Origin of the sequence: Pseudonocardia sp. NPDC049635 (assembly GCF_040659795.1) — a bacterium.
GTDB lineage: Bacteria > Actinomycetota > Actinomycetes > Mycobacteriales > Pseudonocardiaceae > Pseudonocardia.
In genome coordinates this window covers 36,405-52,819 of the sequence record NZ_JBFAON010000011.1, presented here as the reverse complement: position 1 = coordinate 52,819, position 16,415 = coordinate 36,405, and the positions used below count along the sequence as shown (strand labels likewise).

The following is a 16,415-nucleotide window of genomic DNA, read 5'->3' as shown; positions in this document are numbered from 1 at the left end:
GGTTCCGGGTTCGCCCGGACCGCTGGAGTGGCACCTCCGGCAGGCCTTCCCCTATCGCTGTTTGCGAGCGCAACCGTTTCCTCGCGAAGCGAACATGCGTTCGAGTAGGGTCGACCTCATGCTCACGGTGGAGGAACGTGCACACACCGGCGTCGCCGCCGGTGATCCCCGGTTCCCGCAGGTCGACCTGGCGCTGGTCCAGCTGGCCGCTGAACAGGCAGCGGAGGCGGATCCGTCGGGAGCCTCCGAAGCCGAGTTGATCGACCAGGTCCAGCAGCTGGAGGCCCTGCAGCACTCGCTGGCCGCGTTGCAGGCGACGCGGGTGCGGGCGTTCGCCCGGTTGCACGTCGAGAACGCCGTCGCCGCCGGGCGGACCGACCCGGATCGGCTGCAACGTGGGGTGGTGGCCCAGGTCGGGTTGGCCTGCCGGGTCTCACCGGCCGAGGCTCGTCGCCGGGTGGTCACGGCCCGCGACCTGCACGAGGGGCTCGTCCATGTCCGCGGGCTGTTCGTCGCCGGGGAGCTGAGCACTGCGAAGGTCGCCGCGGTGGTGGCTGCGTGCACGGATCTGGATCGTGGGGAGCGTGCGGCGGTCGATGCTCGGCTCGCCGAGCACGACCTGCTGTGTCTGGGTGTGGGGCGGTTGCGTGATCTGGCCCGCCGGTATGCGGCCGAGGTGGCACCGGAGAAGTTCCGGGCGCGGGTCGACGCGGCTCGTGCGCAGCGGCGGGTGACACTGCGCCCGGCGCAGGACGCGATGACGTATCTGACCGCGTACCTGCCGGTGGAGCAGGGTGTGGCATGTCTGGCGGCGCTGAGCAGGGCATTCGTGGACGTGTCGGTCGGCCCGGAGCCGTTGACGCGTTCGCGTGGGCAGGTCATGGCCGACACGGTGGTCGAGCGGGTGACCGGTCGTGCGGTCGCGACGGATGTCGACGTCGAGGTGCAGGTCGTGGTGCCGGTGGAGGCGCTGCTGAATCCGGCGTCGCCGTTGCCGGCGGAGATCCCCGGGCACGGCCCGGTGCCGCTCGAGCTACTGGCCTGCGCTGGAGGGCGTGCGATGGTGCGGCGGTTGCTGACCTCGGAGGGCGTCGTGGTCGGGGGTGACTCGCGGCAGCGCGCGTTCACCGGGTTGCTGGCCCGGTGGGTGCGGGCGCGGTCGGGCGGCCGGTGCACCGAGCCGTACTGCGATGCGCCGGTCCGCCATCTCGATCACATCCGGAGGGCCGCCGAAGGCGGGGCGACGGTGCTGGAGAACGGGCGTGCGGTGTGCGAGTTCCACAACCAGGTGCGCGAGCAGCCGGGCTGGCGGGTGGCCCGCGGTCCGGACGGCCGGGTCCGGACCACCACGCCGACCGGCCACGTCTACTCGGCGCCGGCATGACGGCGCGTCCCGCATCAACGCGCGGTGGTGATCTCCAACCGGTTCACGATCTCGTCGGTGCGGAAGTCGCGTGCCTCGATCACCGCGTGCCCGCCGGTGACCCGCAGCCGCAAGCCCTGGTTCATCGCCCCGGTCGGCGCGCTGACCTCCGTGCCGCTCTCGTCGGTCCACCACTCGGTCTGCAACGACCCGGTGTTCACGGCGGTGAACCCGTCGGGGTGGCCACCGGGCACGGTGCGGCGCACCGCCCAGTCGTCGCGGCCCAGGTCGTAGTGGGTGTGCCCGGTCAGGAACACGACGTCGGGGTGGTCGCCCATGATCTGCAGCAGCCGGTCGTGCTCGTCGCGCGGGTACTGGCAGCAGTAGTTCTCCGCGCCGGCCGGCCCCCGGGTGCCGGAGACCGTGTCGAGCAGCGGATGGTGGGAGAACACCAGCACCGGGCCGGGCAGTGCCGACGCCGCGTCCAGCTCCCGGTCGAACCAGTCGAGCTGTTCGGCGCCCAGCCGGGAGTACGCCGTGTCGTCCGGTGCGGTGAGACTGCCGAGGAACAGCACCGGAACACCGTTCACGTCGGACCGGTGGTACGGCGCGGGCATCCCGGTGTGGTGCAGGAACCGCGCGGTGAGCACCTCGGCCGGTTCCCCGGTGTAGTACTCGTGGTTGCCGATCGCCGACAGCGTCCGGGGCGGACGCGGTGCGCCCGCCAGCGCCGCGGTGTAGGCGGCGTACTCCACCTCCGTGCCGGAGGGCACCAGATCGCCGTTGACGACGAGGGCGTGCGCCCGGCCGAGACCACCCGGTGCGGCGCCCGCCGCCGCCAGGTCACCCAGCGCGTGTCCGAGGTCGGTCAGGTCGCCCTGGACGTCGGAGATGATGTCGAAGGTGGTCCCCGGCGCCGGTCGGGGTGCGGGCGTCGCGGTCGCCGCCGGGGCGGTGACCAGGAGCAGGGTGAGGACACCTGCCCCGAGCAGGCGGGCACGGCGGGACGGGCGGAACACGGCGACCTCCGGGACGTCGGGGCACCCACCCTTGTCCGTAGAAATGATCACCAACCGTCCGCAGGGTCACGATCGGGCGACGCGGACGGTACGGGTCGGCGGCGTCGTGCCCGACGGGCGCCGGGCCACCACCCGCCCGTGCCGCTCACCACGCCGGTGCGCGGCCGCTTGACGGGGGAGCAGCTCGTTGCGGAAGGTGATCGGACAACCGAAGACGGCGGGTGGGAGCAGGAAGCCGGTGCGAGTCCGGCGCGGTCCCGCCACTGTGATCCCCGGACCCGGGGAGAGCCAGACACTCGACCTGCCCGCCGCGCCACCTCCGTACGGGACGAGGATCCCGAGGAAAGGTCCGTCGATGACGCGCGCCACGACCGGGGTCGCCCGGTGATCCTGCTTCTCTCGACCTCCGACACCGATCTGCTCTCCGCCCGTGCCGGCGGGGCCGACTACCGCCTCGCGAACCCGAACCGGGTGCTGCTCGACGAGCTGGGGGCGATGGCCGACGAGGCCGACGTCGTCGTCGTCCGGGTGCTCGGCGGCTACCGCTACTTCGAGGAGGGCCTGGATCTGCTGCGGGCCCGGTCCACGCCGCTGGTCTGCCTGGGCGGTGAGATGGCGCCGGACGCGGAGATGATGGAGCTGTCCACCGTGCCCGCCGGTGTCGCGGCGCAGGCGCACACCTACCTGGCCCAGGGCGGCACGGAGAACCTGCGGCAGCTGCACGCGTTCCTGTCCGACACGGTGTTGCTGACCGGCGAGGGCTTCGACCCGCCGGTGGAGTTGCCCGAGTGGGGCGTGCTGGACCGTGCCGCCGGGGCGGACACCGCCGCCGGGCCGACCGTGGCGGTGCTCTTCTACCGGGCGCAGTTCCTGGCCGGGAACACCGCCTACGTCGAGGCGCTGTGCGCCGCGATCGAGGCGAAGGGCGCGACGCCGCTGCCGATCTGGTGCGCCTCGCTGCGCCAGGCCCCGGCCGGCCTGCTGGAGACGCTGCGCGGGGCCGACGCGATGGTGGTCACCGTGCTCGCCGCGGGCGGCACCAAGCCGGCGTCCGCGCAGGCAGGCGGCGAGGACGAGGAGTGGGACGTCACCGAGCTCGCCGCGCTCGACGTGCCGATCCTGCAGGGGCTGTGCCTGACCTCCTCCCGTGCCACCTGGGAGGCCAACGACGACGGCCTGTCCCCGCTCGACGTCGCCACCCAGGTCGCCGTCCCCGAGTTCGACGGCCGGCTGATCACGGTGCCGTTCTCGTTCAAGGAGACCGACGACGACGGCCTGTCGGTCTACGTCCCGGACCACGAGCGCGCCGCCCGGGTCGCCGGGATCGCGGTGAACCACGCCAACCTGGGCCGGATCCCGAACGCGGACAAGAAGATCGTCCTGATGCTGTCGGCCTACCCGACCAAGCACGCCCGGATCGGGAACGCGGTCGGGCTGGACACCCCGGCCTCGACGATCGCGCTGCTGCGCACGATGGCCGAGGCCGGGTACACCACCGGGGACTTCCCGGGCGTCGAGGCCGGTGACGGCGACGCCCTGATGCACGCCCTGATCGAGGCCGGCGGGCAGGACCCGGACTGGCTCGCCGAGAAGAAGCTCGCCGGGAACCCGATCCGGATCTCCGCCTCGACCTACCGCAGCTGGTTCGACACGCTCCCGCAGGACCTCCGCGACGGCGTCGTCGAGCACTGGGGCGAGCCGCCGGGCGAGCTGTATGTGCACGACGACCACATCGTCGTCGCCGCGCTGCGCAGCGGGAACGTGACCCTGATGGTCCAGCCACCGCGCGGGTTCGGCGAGAAGCCGGTCGCGATCTACCACGACCCGGATCTGCCGCCCTCGCACCACTACCTGGCCGCGTACCGGTGGCTGGCCGCCCCGGCGTCCGACGGCGGGTTCGGCGCGCACGCGATCGTGCACATCGGCAAGCACGGCAACCTGGAGTGGCTGCCGGGCAAGACCCTGGGCATGTCGGCCTCGTGCGGCACCGACGCCGTGCTCGGCGACCTGCCGATGGTCTACCCGTTCCTGGTGAACGACCCGGGGGAGGGCACCCAGGCCAAGCGCCGGGCGCACGCCACCCTGGTCGACCACCTCATCCCGCCGATGGCGCGTGCCGAGAGCTACGGCGACATCGCCCGGCTGGAACAGCTGCTCGACGAGCACGCCAACATCTCCGCGCTCGACCCGGCCAAGCTGCCCGCCATCCGCCAGCAGATCTGGACACTGATGACGGCCGCGAAGATGCATCACGACCTGGGCCTGGAGGAGCGCCCGGACGAGGACGTCTTCGACGACATGCTGATGCACGTCGACGGCTGGCTGTGCGAGATCAAGGACGTCCAGATCCGGGACGGTCTGCACGTGCTCGCCCTCGCACCGTCCGGCGAGCAGCGGATCGACCTGGTGCTGGCGATGCTCCGGGCCCGGCAGATGTGGGGCGGTGAGCAGTCCGTGCCCGGTCTGCGTCAGGCACTCGGGCTCGTCGAGGACGGCTCCGAGACCGGTGCCCGCACCGACGCCGTCGAGACCGTCGCCCGCGCCCTGGTCGCCGGGATGGAGGCCCGGGACTGGGATCCGGCAGCGGTCGACGACGTCGCCGCCGAGCACCTGGGTACTGGCGGTGCTGCCGGTACGGCCGTCCGGCCCGCTGCGGTGGCGGCACTCCCCGGCGTCGACGACGGCGCGGTGCGTGCGGTGCTGCGCTTTGCCGCCGTCGAGGTGGTACCCCGGCTGGACGCCACCGCGCACGAGCTGGACCGGGTGCTGCACGCCCTGAACGGCGGGTTCATCCCGGCCGGACCGTCCGGGTCGCCGCTGCGCGGCCTGGTCAACGTGCTGCCCACGGGGCGGAACTTCTACTCGGTCGACCCGAAGGCGGTGCCGTCGAAGCTGGCCTGGGAGACCGGGCAGGCGATGGCCGAGTCGCTGGTCGAGCGCTACCGCGCCGACCACGGCGAGTACCCGCGTTCGGTGGGCCTGTCGGTGTGGGGGACCAGCGCGATGCGGACCTCCGGCGACGACGTCGCCGAGGTGTTCGCGCTGCTCGGTGTCCGCCCGGTGTGGGACGACGCGTCGCGACGGGTCCGCGATCTGGAGGTGATCGACCTCGCCGAGCTGGGCCGGCCCCGGGTCGATGTCACGGTGCGCATCTCCGGGTTCTTCCGGGACGCGTTCCCGCACGTCCTCGCCCTGCTCGACGACGCGGTGAAGCTCGTCGCCGAGCTGGAGGAGACACCCGAGCAGAACTACGTCCGCGCGCACGTGCTCGCCGACGCCGAGCGGCACGGTGACGAGCGCCGGGCCCGCACCCGGATCTTCGGGTCGAAACCGGGCACCTACGGCGCCGGTCTGCTGCAGCTGGTCGACTCGCGGGACTGGCGGGGCGACGCCGATCTGGCCGAGGTGTACACGACCTGGGGCGGCTACGCCTACGGCCGCGGCCTCGACGGTGTGCCCGCCCGGGACGACATGGAGAACGCCTACCGGCGGATCGCCGTGGCGGCGAAGAACATCGACACCCGCGAGCACGACATCGCCGACTCCGACGACTACTACCAGTACCACGGCGGCATGGTCGCCACCGTCCGCGCGCTGACCGGCAGCTCGCCGGAGGCCTACCTCGGTGACTCGACCCGGCCGGAGTCGGTGCGTACCCGCACCCTGCACGAGGAGACGGCGCGGGTGTTCCGGGCCCGGGTGGTCAACCCGCGGTGGATCGCCGCGATGCGCAGGCACGGCTACAAGGGCGCGTTCGAGATGGCGGCCACGGTCGACTACCTGTTCGGCTGGGACGCCACCACCGGTGTCATCGCCGACTGGCAGTACGAGACGCTGACCGCCGAGTACGTCCTCGACCCGGACAACCGCAAGTTCCTCACCGAGTCCAACCCGTGGGCGCTGCACGGGATGGCCGAGCGGCTGCTGGAGGCCGTGGACCGGGGGCTGTGGGAGTCGCCGGAGCCCGCCACGCTGGACGCGCTCCGGCAGGCCTACCTGGAGTCGGAGGGCGACCTGGAGGGCGAGTAGCCCACCGCTACGGCGCGGGGGTCTCCTTGTCGCGGCGCCGGAACCGCTGCTGGACCCCCTGCTTGGTGGTCCCGTACAGCTCCCCGATGTCGCTCCACCGCAGGCCGGCCTCCCGGGCCTCCTGCACGAGGTCGAGCTCGAGCTGCTCGGCGGCCCGGCGCAGCCGCCGGCCCGCCGAGATCCGCGCCTGGACGGTGTCGGCGGACTCGACCTCCTCCAGAGCGGCTCTGATCGCCGCACGACTCGACTTACCGTGCATGTCGTCAACACCTCCTTGACCGCGCCCTGGGTCAAGGCTACGTTGACTCAGGTGAACGTCAGTTTACGACCTGAGGAACGGAGGTGATCATCCATGGCGAAGAAGAAGGACAAGAAGAAGGACAAGAAGGGCAAGAAGAAGAAGTGACCCGCGGCTCGTTCGCGAGCTCCGGGGCGGCGCCGTGTCGGTTGCGACGAGCAACCGGCGCGGCGCCGCCGGGCGTCGACACCTCGGTGTCTCGTCCTCAGTCCAGCCGGGCCAGCGCCGCGAGCACCGTGCCGGCGTCGGCGCCCAGCGCCTCCAGTATCTCGCGCTCGACCCCGGCGATCCGCGGCCGCAGCGCCGCGTGCAGCTCGCGCCCCCGGTCGGTGCCGAAGACCAGCACGCGCCGCCGGTCGGCGTCGTCGGGGCGCCGGTGCACCAGTCCCCGGTCCACCAGCCGGTCGACGATCTTCGTCAGGGTCGGGGCCGGGACCATCGCGTACGCCGCGATCTCCGACATGGGGTGCCCCTCGCCGTCGGCGAGCAGGTCGAGCACCCGCCAGCCGTCGAGGCCCGGCCCGTCCGGCGCCCGGACGATCTCCTCGATCCGCCGCTCGACCCGATACGCGGCGCGGCCGAGCGCGGCCGCGGCGGCCGGGGCGCCGGTGCGGGGTTCGGCGGCGGTCACGGGGCATCCTCCGGTCCGGGCGTTCGGGGTAGTGACGCGATCGCTGTCATCGTAAACACTGTCATCTCCAACCGATGGGGAGGTGACTGTGCTGACAGTGTCCACGGCTCCCGCCGTGCTCGACGTCGCCTTCGTCGTCCCCCGCAGCGGCCCCGCCGGGATCCTCGGTCCTGCCTGTGAGGCGTGCGGTGACCTGGCCGCCGCCGAACTGAACGACGAGGGCGGGGTGCTCGGTCGCGAGGTCCGGCTGGTCCCGGTGGACGGCGGCCGGGCGCCGGCCGAGGTCGCCGCGGAGGTCGGCGCGCTGCTCGACGCCGGCCGGGTGGACGCCGTCAGCGGCTGGCACATCTCAGCGGTCCGGCAGGCGCTCGCCCCGGCCGTCGCCGGACGCGTGCCCTACGTCTACGCCCCGCTCTACGAGGGTGGCGAGACCACCCCCGGGGTGTTTCTGACCGGTGAGACACCGGAGAACCAGGTGCTGCCCGCGCTGCGTTGGATGGCTGCGGAGCTGGGTGTGCGGACCTGGTGCCTGGTCGGCAACGACTACGTGTGGCCGCGCGGATCGGCCCGGGCGGTCCGCCGCTTCGCGCGGAGCAGCCCGGACGTCCGGGTGCTCGACGAGGTCTTCGTGCCGCTGGGCACCGACGACTTCGGTCCGATGATCACCCGGATGCAGCGCTCCGGTGCGCAGGGGGTGCTGATGTTCCTGGTCGGCTCGGACGCGGTCCGCTTCAACCGGGCCTTCGCCGCGGCCGGGATGGACCGCAGCCGGGTCCGGCTCTCCCCGCTGATGGAGGAGAACATGCTGCTCGCGACGGGTGCCGACGCCACCCGCGAGCTGTACGCGGCGGCCGGGTACTTCGAGACCCTGGCGACGGCGTCGTCGTTGGACTTCTCGGCCCGCTACGCGGCCCGGTTCGGGGTGCACGGCCCGGTGCCGGGTGCGCTCGCCGAGTCCTGTTTCGAGGCGATCACGCTGCTCGGCAGGCTGGCGGGCCGGGCGGGGTCGGTGGAGCCGGCCGAGCTGCTCGCGGTCGCCGAGGACACCGGGTTCGACGGTCCGCGGGGTGCGGTCTCGCTGCACGACGGGCACCTGCGGCAGGCCGTCTACGTGGCGCGCGCCGACGGTCTGTCCTTCGACGTCCTCGCCCGGCTGGCTTGACACCTCTACTTTCGATGGACATATTTCCATCTGACAGTACTTCGGAGGTGCTCGTGCCCACCTACACGCATCGCTGCGTCCGCTGCGGCGAGTTCGACCAGATCCGCCCGATGTCGGCCGCCGCGCAGGCGATCTCCTGTCCGGACTGCGGGTCGGCGTCGCCGCGGGTCTTCGGCGCGCCCGCCCTGCGCGGTGTCGACCCCGGCCTGCGCCGCGCACTGGACGCCTCGGGCGCCAGCGCGGACGCACCACAGGTCGTCTCGTCGGTCCCGGGGCGCTCCCGGCGCGCCACGCCCGTCACCCGGGACCCGCGGCACGCCCGCCTGCCCCGCCCCTGACCATCCCTCGAACCCCAGGAGCCCCCGTGCCCGACGTCGTGTTCACCGTCGACCAGGCCAAGTCCATGCGCGAGCAGGCCGTGCCCGGCCACAACCGCTGGCACCCCGACATCCCGCCCGCCGTCACCGTCCGCCCGGACACCTCGATCCGAGTCGAGTGTCGCGAGTGGACCGACGGGCAGATCGGCAACAACGACTCCGCGAACGACGTGCGCGACGTCGACCTGCGCGGCGCACACATGCTCTCCGGACCGATCGCGATCGAGGGCGCCGAGCCGGGCGACCTGCTCGTCGTCGACATCCTCGATCTCGGACCGGTGCCCCAGGAGACCGGACCGGCGCCCGGTCAGGGCTGGGGTTACACCGGGATCTTCTCGAAGCAGAACGGTGGCGGCTTCCTCACCGACACCTTCCCCGACGCCTACAAGGCGATCTGGGACTTCTCCGGCCAGAAGGCGACCTCCCGGCACGTCCCCGGTGTCTCCTACACCGGCATCACCCACCCCGGCCTGTTCGGGACGGCGCCGTCACCGGAGCTGCTGTCCCGCTGGAACGCCCGCGAGCGCGCGCTGATCGCCACCGACCCCGACCGGGTCCCCGCGCTCGCCCTGCCCCCACTGGACGAGGAGGTGCTCGGCGGCACCGCCACCGGTGACGTGCTGGCCGCGATCGGCCGGGACGGTGCGCGCACTGTCCCGCCCCGGGAGAACGGCGGCAACCACGACATCAAGAACTTCACCCGGGGCAGCCGAGTCTTCTATCCCGTGCACGTGCCGGGCGCCCTGTTCTCCGGCGGTGACCTGCACTTCTCGCAGGGCGACGGTGAGATCACGTTCTGCGGCGCCATCGAGATGGGCGGGTTCATCGACTTCCACGTCGACCTGATCAAGGGCGGGATGGCGACCTACGGCGTCACCACCAACCCGATCCTGATGCCCGGCAACGTCGAACCCCGATACTCGGAGTTCGTCACCTTCATCGGGATCGGCGTCGACCACACCACCGACACCAACCTCTACAACGACGCCACGGTCGCCTACCGCAACGCCTGCCTGAACGCGGTCACCTACCTGGAGAAGTTCGGCTACTCCGGTCCGCAGGCCTACCTGCTGCTCGGGTCGGCGCCGATCGAGGGCCGGGTGTCCGGCGTCGTCGACATCCCGAACGCCTGCTGCTCGCTCTACCTGCCCACCGCGATCTTCGACGACGACATCCGCCCCTCGGCGTCCGGTCCGGTGCGCAAGGATCGTGGGAGCTGTGCGGTGTCGTCCTGAGTTTCCGGCGCCGTCCTGACCTACCACGGCCGGGAGGGGAGACGCATGGCGTGCACCTTCCCGGCCCTCGTGAGCGAGGGTCGCGCGGCCGCGTCCGGCTCCGCCGAGCGGGTGCGCACGACCAGAAGCACCGTCCGCCGATCTCGGTGGAGAGGTGTGCACGTTCGTCGAGCTGTACCCGGTGGTCTCGTCAGCCGTGACAGCGCGACAGCGACCAGCTGCTGCAGCTGTGTGGGTGGAATGCCGCAGTCGCGCCCGTCGGCGATCTCGTTCGACCACCGGGTGCAGCCCCACCGATACCTGTCCATGACCAGGGTCACGCGCCCGGCCCGCCCGGGCGGTCCCCGCGGGGAGCCCCGGCACCCGTCCCCGTAGCGGTGTCGGGCTCCCGCCCGTCGGCAGGTCCGGGTCCGCGCTCGCGCTCGGGCGCGGGTGTATCGGTGAAGGTGCACGCCGGCTGTGGCTCGACGAGCACCATGGCCTCGACCTGTGCGAATCCGGTGCGGGTGGAGTGACCCGATCCCGGGTGCCCCGCGGCTCGCGGCCGCGATGTTTCTGTCGGATGTCACGGATCGCGCCCGCGTGCGGTCTGCCGCAACGTCGGGGAAACGCCGCGCGTGCCGTCCGCGCAACAACAGGTCCCTAGCGTCTCGCAAGCCGGATCCAAGGGTGTATCCAGCAGCTCAGGGGGCACATCGGCTCCCGGGATCACGGAGAGTCGACGACCCCGGCGGGTGGTCGGCCGGTGCGCGTGACGGAGGCGCAGTGGTGAGAAGCATGAGGCGAGCGCGACGTGTGCTGGCAGGGTTGGCGCTGCTGTCCGTCGGCCTGGGGGTCGCCGGATGCGGCGCCCGGGTCGACGAGACCGGATCGGGCGGGCAGGCGGCGGCGTCCTGCGTGGATACGTCGGGTGACGCCGTGAAGATCGGATTCCTGAACTCGCGGTCGGGCACGATGGCGATCAGTGAGAACACCGTCTACAACAGCCTCGCGATGGCGGCCGAGGAGATCAACGCGAGCGGAGGGGTGCTCGGAAAACAGTTGGAGGTCGTCGCCGAGGACGGGGCGTCCGAGCCGACCGTGTTCGCGGAGAAGGCCCAGAAGCTGATCCGGTCGGACTGTGTCGCGGCGGTGTTCGGGGGGTGGACCTCGTCGTCGCGCAAGGCGATGCTGCCGGTCTTCGAGTCCAACGACGCGTTGTTGTTCTACCCGGTCCAGTACGAGGGGCTGGAGTCGTCGGAGAACATCTTCTACACCGGTGCGACGACCAACCAGCAGATCATCCCGGCGCTGGACTACCTGAAGGAGCAGGGTGCGAGGAGCCTGTTCCTGGTCGGTAGCGACTACGTCTTCCCGCAGACCGCGAACAAGATCATCAAGGCGTACGCCGAGGCCAACGGGATGGAGATCAAGGGCGAGGAGTACGCCCCGCTCGGTCACACCGACTTCTCCACGATCACGTCGAAGGTCCGGGATGCCGGTGCCGACGCGGTCTTCAACACCCTCAACGGCGACTCCAACGTCGCGTTCTTCAAGGAGTACCGCAACCTCGGCCTGACCCCGGAGGCGATGCCGGTGCTCAGCGTGTCGATCGCCGAGGAGGAGGTCGGCGGGATCGGCGTCGACAACATCGTCGGTCAACCGGTGGCCTGGAACTACTACCAGACCCTCGACACCCCGCAGAACCAGGAGTTCGTCGCCGCCTTCAAGGCCAGGTACGGCCAGGACAAGGTCACCTCCGACCCGATGGAGGCCGCCTACACGTCGCTGTACCTGTGGAAGGCGATGGTGGAGAAGGCCGAGTCGTTCGCGGTGCCGGACGTCCGGGCCGCGGCCGGGGGCGTCACGTTCGAGGCTCCCGAGGGGGCGGTGACCGTCAACGGCGAGAACCACCACCTCGCCAAGACCGCGCTGATCGGCAAGGTCGCACCGGACGGGCTCATCTACACCGAGTGGTCCTCGGGCACGCCGATCGAACCGGACCCGTACCTGACGACCTACCCCTGGGCCACCGGCCTGGCCGGCTGACGGCCACCTGGCAGATCGCACCTCCGGCGACCCGTTGCCGGGTCGCCGGAGGTCGGGAGCATCCACATGGAAATCCTCGTCACACAGATCTTCAACGGGTTGTCCGTCGGCTCGATCCTGCTGCTCGCCGCGCTGGGGCTCACCCTGACCTTCGGCCAGATGGGCGTCATCAACATGGCGCACGGCGAGTTCATCATGGCCGGCGCCTACACGGCGTTCGTCGTGCAGCAGACGCTCGGCTCGGCGGGCGTGTCGCTGCTCCTGTCGCTGCCACTCGCCTTCGCGATCGGGGGCCTGCTCGGAGTGCTACTGGAGGTCACCCTGCTGCGCCGGATGTACCACCGGCCGCTCGACACCCTGCTGGTCACCTGGGGGGTCTCGCTCATCCTGCAGCAGGCGGCCCGCGACGTCTTCGGCACGGCCGGTGTCGACGTCCCCGCCCCGGGATGGCTGTCCGGGCCGGTGGAGATCCTCGGCTTCTCCTTCCCCCGGTCCCGGCTGCTGATCCTGGCCCTGTCGCTGGCCGCCGTCGTGGCCCTGCTGCTGGTGCTGCGCCACACGTCGCTCGGCCGCCGGATCCGCGCCACCGTGCAGCACCGGCAGCTCGCCGAGACCTCCGGCATCTCCACCCGCCGGATCGACATGATGACCTTCTTCATCGGCTCCGGCCTGGCCGGCGTCGCCGGTGTCGCGCTGACCCTCATGGGGTCGATCTCCCCGAACCTCGGGACGAGCTACGTCGTCGACGCCTTCCTCGTCGTCATCGTCGGCGGTCTCGGCCAGCTCCGCGGGGCGATCATCGCCGCCTTCGCGCTCGGCGTCGCCCAGTCCTGGATCGAGTACTCGACGTCGGCGTCGATCGCGAAGGTCCTGGTCCTGGTGCTGGTCGTCGCGTTCCTGCAGTTCCGGCCGCAGGGGATCTTCTCCCTCCGCACGAGGAGCCTCGCATGACCACATTCACGACCAGGATGCTGCGCAGCCGCTACTCCGTCGGCCTCGGCTTCCTGGCCGCCGCCGTCGTCCTGTTCGTCGTGGCCCCGGCAGTTCTGTCCGACTTCCGCCTCGGGCTGCTCGCCAAGTACCTCTGCTTCGCCATGGTCGCGGTCGGCATCGGACTGGCCTGGGGGCGCGGGGGCATGCTGACCCTCGGGCAGGGCGTGTTCTTCGGGATCGGCGCCTACCTGATGGCGATGCACCTGAAGCTCGCCGACGCCGGTCCGGGCGAGACCCCGGACTTCATGGCCTTGATCAGCTCCGACGGACCGCCGTGGTGGTGGGAGCCGTTCCGTTCGCCTGCGGTCACGGTCGTAGCGATCCTCGTGCTGCCCGCCCTGCTCGCGACGCTGCTCGGGCTCGCGACGTTCCGCAGGCGGGTCCGCGGCGCCTACTTCGCGATCCTCTCCCAGGCGCTGGCCGCCGCGTTCGCGATCCTGTTGATCGGTAATCCCGCGACCACCGGCGGTTCGACCGGACTGAACAACTTCGTCGGCTTCCTCGGGTTCTCCCTGCGCGACCCGGCGAACCGGCTGATGCTCTACTTCCTCGCCGCCGGAGTCCTGTTGGGGATGCTCGTCATCATCCGCCAGCTCATGGTGAGCCGGTACGGCGAGCTGCTCGTCGCCTGCCGGGACGCCGAGGAGCGGGTGCGGTTCCTCGGCTACGACCCGGCGACCGTGAAGACCGTCGCGTTCGCCGTCGCCGCGGTGACCGCGGCCGTCGGTGGTGCGTTGTTCGTCCCGATCGTCGGGATCATCTCGCCGAACGACGTCGGTGTGGTCCCGTCGATCGGGTTCCTGATCGGTGTCGCGATCGGCGGGCGGACCACGCTCGCCGGGCCGGTGCTCGGCGCGATCGCCGTGGCCTGGGCCGGCACGACCCTGTCCGAGCAGTTCCCGTCCGGGTGGACCTACGTCCAGGGGCTGCTCTTCATGCTGGTCATCGCCTTCCTGCCGGGCGGTGTCGCCTCGCTGGTCGCGATCCGGCGCCGCCGGGGCACCGCACCCGGACCCGAGCTCGCCCCCACCAAGGGAGGGAAAAGCACATGACCGACGACCTGACCATCGAGGGGCTGACCGTCAGCTTCGACGGCTTCGTCGCCGTGGACCATGTCGACCTCACCGTCGACGCCGGGGACCTGCGGTTCCTGATCGGGCCGAACGGAGCCGGGAAGACCACCCTGATCGACGCCGTGTCCGGGCTGGTGCCGGCGACCGGGTCGGCCCGGTTCGGCGACCGCGAACTGCTGGGGAGCAAGGTGCACCGGATCGCCCGTCACGGGGTGGGCCGCACCTTCCAGACCGCGACCGTGTTCGAACAGCTCACCGTGCTGCAGAACCTGGACATCGCGGCCGGCGCCGGGCGCTCGGTGCGGACGCTGCTGCGACGGCGACGCGACACCCCGGCCGCGGTGGCCGATGCGCTCGACACCATCGGCCTCACCGGTCTCGCGGACGCACCCGCCGGGATCCTCGCCCACGGCCAGAAGCAGTGGCTCGAGATCGGCATGCTGCTCGTGCAGGACGCCCGGCTGCTCATGCTCGACGAGCCGGTGGCCGGGATGAGCTCGCAGGAGAAGACCCAGACCGGCCGGCTGCTGCAGCGCATCAGCGGGGACCGGACGGTGGTCGTCGTCGAGCACGACATGGACTTCATGCGCTCCTTCGCCCGCTCGGTGACCGTCCTGCACGCCGGGAAGGTCCTCTCCGCAGGCACCGTCGCCGAGGTCCAGGCGGACCCGAGGGTCCAGGAGGTGTACCTCGGCCCGGGGCACCGGTCCGCCGAGGCGGCCGCCATCGTGCTCGGGAAGGACGTGACCTGATGGGGGAGGCCATGCTCGCCGTCGTGGACGTGGACGTGGCGTACGGCCGGACGACCGTCGTCCACGGGATCGACCTCACGGTCCCCGCCGACGGAGTGACCTCCGTGCTCGGCCACAACGGCGCGGGCAAGACGACCCTGCTCGCGGCCGCCGCGGGACTGCTCCCGGCCGCGCGCGGCCGGATTCTGCTCGACGGCGAGGACGTGACGAGGTTGCCGCCGAACCGGCGGGTCGCCCGTGGCCTCGCCTACGTACCCCAGGGGCAGCAGTCGTTCGGCCAGCTGACGGCGGGTGAGAACCTGCAGGTCGTCGCCGACGGCCGCCGTGACGGACGGGCTGCGACCGACGAGGCGCTCGATCTGTTCCCCGCCCTGAAGGACCTGTTGGGTCGTCAGGCCGGTCTCCTGTCCGGAGGCCAGCGCCAGCAGCTCGCCATCGCCCGTGCCCTGATCACCCGGCCGCGGCTGCTGGTCCTGGACGAACCGACCGAGGGCATCCAGCCCTCGGTGGTCACCGAGATCGAGCGGACGATCGTCGAGCTGACCCGGCGCGGCGGTCTCGCCGTGCTCCTGGCCGAGCAACACGTCGGTTTCGCCCTCGACGTCGCGGACCGCTACTACGTGCTCGCGTCCGGGCGGGTGGCCTCCGAAGGGACGGGGGGGACCGGTGCTGCACGCGACGTACGGACCGCGATGGCGATCTGAGCGAGATCATGGACGGGTGGATGAGAACGACGCTGCCATGCCCCCCGCCGAGCCGGCGGCTCCGCTGCGCGAGCAGGTCTACGCGGCCCTGCGGGACGCCGTCCTGAACGGTGACGTCCCCGCGGGCGAACGGCTCACCGAGCCCAAGCTCGCGAAGCGGTACGGGATGTCCCGTACCCCGGTCCGGGACGCGATGACCAGGCTCGTGGCCGACGGTCTGCTGCAGCGCGAGGACTACGGATACTCCGTGGTCGTCCCGAGCCTGTCCCGGGTCCGCGACCTCTACGAGGTCCGGATCGCGGTCGAGCTGCGCGGGATCGCCCGCTGCATCGAGAACCCCGGCGTCGATCATGACGTGGCGCTGCTGGAGAAGGAACTGCAGTTCTGGTACGGCCTGCGCGACGACCCGCCCGCACCCTCGCCCGAGTTCGTGCTGGCCGACGAGCGCTACCACGCCGCGCTGCTCACGGCGTCGGGCAACGCCGAGCTGGTGACCGTCCTCGTGGACGTGAACAGCCGGATCCGCCGGATCCGCATGTACGACTTCATCGTCCCCGGCCGGATCGAGACCTCCATCGACGAGCACGTGGAGATCGTCGAACGGATCCTCGACGGCCGGCTGGAGACCGCCCACCGCCTGCTGCACGAACACATCGGCGCGTCGCTGGAGATCGTCATGGAGCGCGCGACCCGTGCGCTCGTCGCGATGACCGCCCACCAGTCCGGCGCGCTGCCACCTCTGATCACCTGA

At 71.5% G+C, this 16,415-nt stretch carries 14 protein-coding genes and 1 riboswitch; of the genes, 11 read left to right on the top strand and 3 right to left on the bottom strand.

Going from position 1 to position 16,415, the window contains the following annotated elements; genetic code table 11:
• Positions 1–118 precede the first annotated feature (118 nt).
• The gene (locus AB0J24_RS15340; RefSeq protein WP_358681212.1) at positions 119–1,384 is read left to right on the top strand and encodes a DUF222 domain-containing protein; all 1,266 of its coding nucleotides are present in this window, start codon (positions 119–121) and stop codon (positions 1,382–1,384) included.
• 14 nt (positions 1,385–1,398) lie between these two features.
• Here AB0J24_RS15340 and AB0J24_RS15335 read toward each other — a convergent pair whose 3' ends face one another.
• A complete protein-coding gene (locus tag AB0J24_RS15335; RefSeq protein WP_358681209.1) occupies positions 1,399–2,433 on the bottom strand; it encodes a DUF4073 domain-containing protein in 1,035 nt (344 codons plus the stop codon).
• A 179-nt stretch (positions 2,434–2,612) separates the two neighbouring features.
• Positions 2,613–2,678, top strand: a riboswitch (cobalamin riboswitch).
• 88 nt (positions 2,679–2,766) lie between these two features.
• Here AB0J24_RS15335 and cobN point away from each other — a divergent pair.
• A complete protein-coding gene (gene cobN / locus AB0J24_RS15330; protein WP_358681206.1) occupies positions 2,767–6,411 on the top strand; it encodes a cobaltochelatase subunit CobN in 3,645 nt (1,214 codons plus the stop codon).
• 7 nt (positions 6,412–6,418) lie between these two features.
• On the opposite strand, the gene AB0J24_RS15325 is transcribed toward cobN, so the two are convergent.
• Positions 6,419–6,670 (bottom strand): hypothetical protein, encoded by a 252-nt coding sequence (locus AB0J24_RS15325; protein ID WP_358681203.1) that lies wholly within the window; start codon positions 6,668–6,670, stop codon positions 6,419–6,421.
• Between the two features lie 244 nt (positions 6,671–6,914).
• Complete coding sequence (locus tag AB0J24_RS15320) at positions 6,915–7,340, bottom strand: MarR family transcriptional regulator (protein WP_358681200.1); 426 nt, start codon at positions 7,338–7,340, stop codon at positions 6,915–6,917.
• Positions 7,341–7,428: 88 nt separating this feature from the next.
• On the opposite strand from AB0J24_RS15320, the gene AB0J24_RS15315 reads away from it, so the two are divergent.
• From AB0J24_RS15315 to AB0J24_RS15275, 9 genes are all read left to right on the top strand, one after another.
• Positions 7,429–8,502 (top strand): substrate-binding domain-containing protein, encoded by a 1,074-nt coding sequence (locus AB0J24_RS15315; RefSeq protein WP_358681197.1) that lies wholly within the window; start codon positions 7,429–7,431, stop codon positions 8,500–8,502.
• A gap of 53 nt (positions 8,503–8,555) precedes the next feature.
• Entirely contained in the window at positions 8,556–8,840 is a 285-nt protein-coding gene (locus AB0J24_RS15310; RefSeq protein WP_358681194.1) for a zinc ribbon domain-containing protein, read from the top strand.
• A 26-nt stretch (positions 8,841–8,866) separates the two neighbouring features.
• Positions 8,867–10,114 (top strand): formamidase, encoded by a 1,248-nt coding sequence (gene fmdA, locus AB0J24_RS15305; RefSeq protein WP_358681192.1) that lies wholly within the window; start codon positions 8,867–8,869, stop codon positions 10,112–10,114.
• A gap of 777 nt (positions 10,115–10,891) precedes the next feature.
• Entirely contained in the window at positions 10,892–12,142 is a 1,251-nt protein-coding gene (urtA, locus tag AB0J24_RS15300; protein WP_358681190.1) for an urea ABC transporter substrate-binding protein, read from the top strand.
• 66 nt (positions 12,143–12,208) lie between these two features.
• Positions 12,209–13,093: an urea ABC transporter permease subunit UrtB gene (gene urtB, locus AB0J24_RS15295; protein WP_358681187.1), complete on the top strand. Its 885-nt coding sequence runs from the start codon at positions 12,209–12,211 to the stop codon at positions 13,091–13,093.
• Complete coding sequence (gene urtC / locus AB0J24_RS15290; protein WP_358681184.1) at positions 13,090–14,187, top strand: urea ABC transporter permease subunit UrtC; 1,098 nt, start codon at positions 13,090–13,092, stop codon at positions 14,185–14,187. The genes urtB and urtC overlap by 4 nt, the downstream gene beginning before the upstream one ends.
• Complete coding sequence (urtD, locus tag AB0J24_RS15285) at positions 14,184–14,960, top strand: urea ABC transporter ATP-binding protein UrtD (protein WP_358681181.1); 777 nt, start codon at positions 14,184–14,186, stop codon at positions 14,958–14,960. Before urtC ends, urtD begins: the two co-directional genes overlap by 4 nt.
• Positions 14,960–15,664 (top strand): urea ABC transporter ATP-binding subunit UrtE, encoded by a 705-nt coding sequence (urtE, locus tag AB0J24_RS15280; protein ID WP_358681178.1) that lies wholly within the window; start codon positions 14,960–14,962, stop codon positions 15,662–15,664. The genes urtD and urtE overlap by 1 nt, the downstream gene beginning before the upstream one ends.
• 16 nt (positions 15,665–15,680) lie before the next feature.
• Positions 15,681–16,415, top strand: coding sequence for a GntR family transcriptional regulator (locus tag AB0J24_RS15275; RefSeq protein WP_358681175.1), 735 nt, complete (start codon positions 15,681–15,683; stop codon positions 16,413–16,415).